Below are 5,729 nucleotides of genomic sequence, written 5' to 3'. Positions count from 1 at the left end.
TGGACGTGGCGCACGCCGAGGGGCTGATCGACGCGGTCGACGGCTTCTGCGAGGGCATCGCCTTCTCGCCCGAGGAGATCGGGCAGGTCTTCGAGCATGCCGCCGCGCTCGGCCTGCCGGTCAAGCTGCACGCCGAACAGCTCTCCGACCTCGGCGGCGCGGCGCTGGCCGCGCGGCACGGTGCCCTCTCGGCCGACCATCTCGAATGGCTCGCCCAGGACGGGATCGACGCGATGGCTGCCTCCAGCACGGTCGCCGTCCTCCTTCCCGGCGCCTTCTACACCCTGCGCGAGACGCGGCTGCCGCCGGTCCAGGCGCTGCGCGAGGCCGGCGTGCCGATCGCGCTCGCCACCGACTGCAACCCCGGCACCTCGCCGCTGACCTCGCTGCTGCTCACGATGAACATGGGCGCGACGCTCTTCCGGCTGACCCCGGCCGAGTGCCTCGCCGGCGTGACCCGCAACGCCGCCCGCGCGCTAGGCCTCCCCGACCGCGGCACGCTCGCCGCCGGGCAGCGCGCCGACCTCGCGGTCTGGGACATCCAAGAACCGGCCGAGCTCAGCTACCGCATCGGCTTCAACCCGCTCCACGCCCGCATCTTCGGAGGCAACCTTGTCTGAGCTCGTCCTGACCCCCGGCCGCACCACCCTGGCAGAGCTCGAGGACGTCTGGCGGAACGGCCATGCCGTCCGCCTCGCCGACGAGGTGCGTCCCGGCATCGCCGCCTCGGCCGCCCGCATCGACGCCGCGGCCCGCGGCGAGAAGCCGGTCTATGGCGTGAACACCGGCTTCGGCAAGCTCGCCTCGATCAAGATCGCCGCCAAGGACACCGCGACGCTGCAGCGCAACCTGATCCTGTCGCACTGCTGCGGCGTCGGCGAGCCGGTCGAGCCGGAGACGGTGCGGCTCGTCCTCGTCCTCAAGCTGCTCTCGCTCGGCCGCGGCGCCTCGGGCGTCCGCCCCGAGGTCATCGCGCTCCTCGAGGGGATGCTGGCGAAGGGCGTCCTCCCGGTCATCCCCGCGCAGGGCTCGGTCGGAGCCTCCGGCGACCTCGCCCCGCTCGCCCACATGGCCGCCGCAATGCTCGGCGAGGGCCGCGCCACCTTCGACGGCCGCGAGATGCCGGCCGCCGAGGCGCTGGCCGCCGCCGGCCTCGCCCCGGTCGTCCTCGCGGCGAAGGAGGGGCTCGCCCTCATCAACGGCACCCAGGTCTCGACCGCCTTCGCGCTCGCCGGCCTCTTCGACGCCTTCCGCGCTGCCCGCGCCGCGCTCGTCGTCTCGGCGATCTCGACCGACGCGATCATGGGCTCGACGGCGCCCCTCTACGACGAGATCCACCAGCTGCGCGGCCACAAGGGCCAGATCCTCGCCGCCCGCGTCATCCGCGACCTCCTCGCCGGCTCGGCGATCCGCGAGAGCCATCGCGAGGGCGACACCCGGGTGCAGGACCCCTACTGCATCCGCTGCCAGCCGCAGGTGACCGGCGCCTGCCTCGACCTGCTCTGGCAGGTCGGGCGCACGCTCGAGATCGAGGCCAACGCGGCGACCGACAACCCGCTCGTCCTGACCGAGGTGGGCGAGATCGTCTCGGGCGGCAACTTCCACGCCGAGCCGGTCGCCTTCGCCGCCGACCAGATCGCGCTCGCCATCGCCGAGATCGGCTCGATCTCGCAGCGGCGAATCGCGCTGATGGTCGATCCCACGCTCAGCCACGACCTGCCGCCGTTCCTGACGCCCGATCCCGGCCTCAACAGCGGCCTGATGATCGCCGAGGTCACCTCCGCCGCGCTGATGAGCGAGAACAAGCATCTCGCCACGCCCTGCTCGACCGACTCGACGCCGACGAGCGCCAACCAGGAGGACCATGTCAGCATGGCCGCCCACGGCGCCCGCCGCCTGCGCCGGATGAACGCGAACCTCGCTCAGATCGTCGGTATCGAGGCGCTCTGCGCCGCCGCCGGCGTCGAGTTCCGCACGCCGCTCACGACCTCCGACCGGCTCGCCGCCGTCCTCGCCCGCCTCCGCGCCGATGTCGCGCCGCTCGAGCAGGACCGCTACCTCGCGCCCGATCTCGCCGCCGCCGCGGCGCTCGTCCGCACCGACGCGCTGGTCGCAGCACTTCCCGCCACCCTCCTCGCCGAGGTCCGCCCGTGACCCCGGTCGAGGTCCACCGCGGCGACGGCCCGGTCATCCTCGGCCTGCCGCATACCGGCACCTGGCTGCCGGACGCCATCCGCGCCCGGCTCAACGAGCGCGGCCGGCTGCTCGCCGACACCGACTGGCACGTCGAGCGGCTCTACGAGGGGCTGCTGCCCGGCGCGACGACGGTGCGCGCGACCTTCCACCGCTACGTGATCGACGCCAACCGCGGGCCGGACGACGCGAGCCTCTATCCCGGGCAGAACACCACCGGCCTCGTGCCGACGACCGACTTCGACGGCCAGCCGATCTGGAACGACGCCCCCGGCGCGGACGAGATCGCCAACCGCACCGCGCGCTTCCATGTGCCCTACCACGCCGCGCTCGCCGCCGAGATCGCCCGGGTGCGCGCGCGGCACCGCGTCGCCATCCTCTACGACTGCCACTCGATCCGCAGCGTGATCCCCTTCCTCTTCGCGGGGCGGCTCCCCGACTTCAACATCGGCACCAACGGCGGCGCGACCTGCGACCCGCGCATCGAAGGGGCGGCGCGCGACATCTGCGCCGCCACCGGACGGACGATGGCGGTGAACGGCCGCTTCAAGGGCGGCTGGACGACCCGCCACTACGGGCGCCCCGAGGCCGGCGTGCACGCGATCCAGATGGAGCTCGCGCAGGCGACGCACCTCGCCGCCGAGGAGCCGCCCTTCGCCTACGACGAGGCGAAGGCCGCCGGCCTGCGGGTGACGCTCGGCGACATCCTGCGGGCGCTGGCCGAGCTCGCCCCGAGCCTCGCGAGGGCGGCATGAGCGGCCCCCTCGACGGCATCCGCGTCCTCGACCTGTCGCGGGTGCTGGCCGGCCCCTACTGCACGGCGCTCCTCGCCGATCTCGGGGCCGAGATCGTCAAGCTCGAGCCGCCGGCGGGGGACGACTACCGCCATATCGGCCCGTTCCGCGACGGCGACAGCGCGCTCTTCACCCTCAACAACCGCGGCAAGCGGAGCCTCGTCCTCGACCTCAAGGATCCGGCCGACCTCGCGCTGGCGCAGGCGATCGCCGCCCGCGTCGACGTGGTGGTGGAGAACTTCCGCCCCGGCGTCGCCGAGAGGCTCGGGCTCGGCGCCGAGGCGCTCCGGGCGCGGAACCCGCGGCTCGTCTACTGCTCGATCTCGGGCTTCGGCCAGGACGGGCCGTTCCGCGACCTGCCGGCCTACGACCTCGTCGTGCAGGCGATGTCGGGGCTCATGGCCGCCACCGGCGAGGAGGGCGGCGCGCCGCTCAAGGCCGGCGAAAGTGTCGCCGACCTGATCGCCGGCCTCTTCGCCAGCTGGTCGATCCTCGCCGCCCTGGTGCAGCGGAACGCGACCGGCCAGGGCGCGACGCTCGACGTCGCCATGTACGACGTGCTCTTCTCGATGCTGACGACGAGCCACGCGCTGCACCTCTATGCCGGCGCCCTGCCCGCCCGCGTCGGCAACCGGCATCCGCTCTCGACCCCCTTCGGCTGCTTCGCCACCCGGGACGGGCAGGTGGTCGTCGCCGTGCTCAACCCGCGGCAGTTCCAGCGGCTCGCGGCGCTCATCGGGCGCCCGGAGATCGCCGAGGACCCGCGCTTCGCCACCGACGAGAGCCGCACCCGGCACGAGCCCGAGATCCGCGCCGCGATCGAGGCCTGGTCCGCCCGCCTCACCACCGAGGAAGCCGTCGCCGCGCTCGCGGCGGAGGGCCTGCCCACCGCGCCGATCTGGACCATCGCGCAGGCGGCCGCCAGCGCCCACGCGGCCGCGCGCGGCCTCGTCACCGACCTCGGCGGCGCGCCCGTGGTCGGCCAGCCGGTGCGCTTCGACGGCGCGAAGCCGGTCGCCGCCACGCCCGCCCCGCGCCTCGACGGCGACCGCGAAGCGGTGCTGCGCGAGCTCGGCCTCGAGGCGACGGCATGAGCGACCCCTGGCCCATGCTCTCCGAGGAGGAACGGCTCTTCTGCGACGTGCTCGAGCGGCTCTGCGCCGAGAAGATCGCGCCACTCGCGGCCGGGACCGATGAGGCCTCCCGCTTCGTCCACGACCAGCTCGCCACGCTCGGCGCGGCCGGGATGATGGGCGCGAACCTCCCCGAGGAATACGGCGGCGGCGGCATTTCCGCCCCTGCCCTCCTCCGCGCCGTCGCGATCGTCGCCGGTGCCTGCGGCTCCACCGCCTCGGCGCTGACCGCGCACTATCTCGCCACCGACTCGATCCTCATCGGCGGCACCGAGGCGCAGAGGCAGGCCTACCTCCCCGCCGCGGCCGAGGGCCGGGCGCTCGGCGCCTTCGCCCTGACCGAGCCGACCGCCGGCTCCGACCCCGCCGACATGAAGACCCGCGCCCGCCGCACCGAAGGCGGCTGGCACCTCGAGGGGGCCAAGTGCTTCATCTCGAACGGCGGCGTGGCCGACTTCCTCGTCGTCTACGCCGTCACCGACCCGGGCAAGGCCCACCGCGGCATCTCGGCCTTCATCGTGCCGAAGGCCACCCCCGGCCTCTCCGCCGGCAGCCCCGAGCGCACCATGGGGCTGAAAGGCGGCCACGTCTTCACCCTCGCCCTCGACTGCCGCCTGCCCGAGGACGCGCTGCTCGGCGGCACCGAGGGCCAGGGGTTCCGCACGGCGATGCAGGTCCTCGACAACGGCCGCATCGAGGTCGCCGCCCAGTGCCTGGGCCTCGCCGAGGCGGCGATGACCACCGCCGTCGCCTACGCCCGCGACCGCGTCATCGGCGGCCAGCCGCTGACCGACCGCCAGGCGATCCGCTTCATGATCGCCGACATGGGCCTCGCGCTCCAGACGGCGCGCCTGCTCGCCCAGGACGCCGCCCGGCAGCGCGACGCCGCCCGCCACGGCGGCACCCGCTTCTCGCTCGCCGCCTCGATGGCGAAGCTGCACGCCTCCGAGGCCGCCGGCCGCATCGCCGATACCGCGCTCCAGCTCCTCGGCGGCTACGGCTACACCCGCGACTTCCCCGTCGAGCGGATCGCCCGCGATCTCCGCATCATGCGCATCTACGAGGGATCGAGCGAGATCCAGCGCAGCATCATTTCCGCCCAGCTTCTGGCCTGAGCCCGAGGGAGAGAGACATGACCGACCCCCGCCACAACACCCGCGACATCTTCCCGCCCACCGGCCCCGAGATCACCGCCAAGAGCTGGCTGACCGAGGCGCCGATGCGGATGCTGATGAACAACCTCCATCCCGACGTCGCCGAGAAGCCGCACGAGCTCGTCGTCTACGGCGGCATCGGCCGCGCCGCGCGCACCTGGCGGGACTTCGACCTCATCGTCGACACGCTGAAGCGGCTCGAGGCCGACCAGACGCTCCTCGTGCAGTCCGGCAAGCCGGTCGGCGTCTTCCGCACCCACAAGGACGCCCCCCGTGTCCTCATCGCCAACTCGAACCTCGTGCCGCACTGGGCGACCTGGGAGCATTTCAACGAGCTCGACCGCAAGGGCCTCGCCATGTACGGCCAGATGACGGCCGGCTCCTGGATCTACATCGGCTCCCAGGGCATCGTGCAGGGCACCTACGAGACCTTCGTCGAGGCCGGCCGCCAGCAC

General features: G+C 73.5%; 5 protein-coding genes and 1 pseudogene. All 6 read left to right on the top strand.

Features of this window, described 5'->3' with window-relative positions; translation table 11 throughout:
- The coding region (locus Q0112_RS07385; protein WP_297973392.1) for an amidohydrolase family protein at nucleotides 1-620 on the top strand (620 nt) is incomplete at its 5' end.
- Nucleotides 613-2,154 (top strand): histidine ammonia-lyase, encoded by a 1,542-nt coding sequence (gene hutH / locus Q0112_RS07380; RefSeq protein ID WP_297973389.1) that lies wholly within the window; start codon nucleotides 613-615, stop codon nucleotides 2,152-2,154. The genes Q0112_RS07385 and hutH, both read left to right, overlap by 8 nt.
- A complete protein-coding gene (gene hutG, locus Q0112_RS07375) occupies nucleotides 2,151-2,948 on the top strand; it encodes an N-formylglutamate deformylase (protein ID WP_297973387.1) in 798 nt (265 codons plus the stop codon). Before hutH ends, hutG begins: the two co-directional genes overlap by 4 nt.
- Nucleotides 2,945-4,081 (top strand): CaiB/BaiF CoA-transferase family protein, encoded by a 1,137-nt coding sequence (locus Q0112_RS07370; protein ID WP_297973384.1) that lies wholly within the window; start codon nucleotides 2,945-2,947, stop codon nucleotides 4,079-4,081. The genes hutG and Q0112_RS07370 overlap by 4 nt, the downstream gene beginning before the upstream one ends.
- The gene (locus Q0112_RS07365; RefSeq protein WP_297973380.1) at nucleotides 4,078-5,235 is read left to right on the top strand and encodes an acyl-CoA dehydrogenase family protein; all 1,158 of its coding nucleotides are present in this window, start codon (nucleotides 4,078-4,080) and stop codon (nucleotides 5,233-5,235) included. The genes Q0112_RS07370 and Q0112_RS07365 overlap by 4 nt, the downstream gene beginning before the upstream one ends.
- A gap of 17 nt (nucleotides 5,236-5,252) precedes the next feature.
- Nucleotides 5,253-5,729, top strand: a pseudogene (locus Q0112_RS07360) (urocanate hydratase); the annotation flags it as partial.

Origin of the sequence: uncultured Amaricoccus sp. (genome assembly GCF_937858865.1) — a bacterium.
In the GTDB taxonomy this organism is placed as follows: domain Bacteria; phylum Pseudomonadota; class Alphaproteobacteria; order Rhodobacterales; family Rhodobacteraceae; genus Amaricoccus.
Note: the sequence above shows the minus strand (reverse complement) of the source record. Positions and strands in the feature narration are given on the sequence as shown.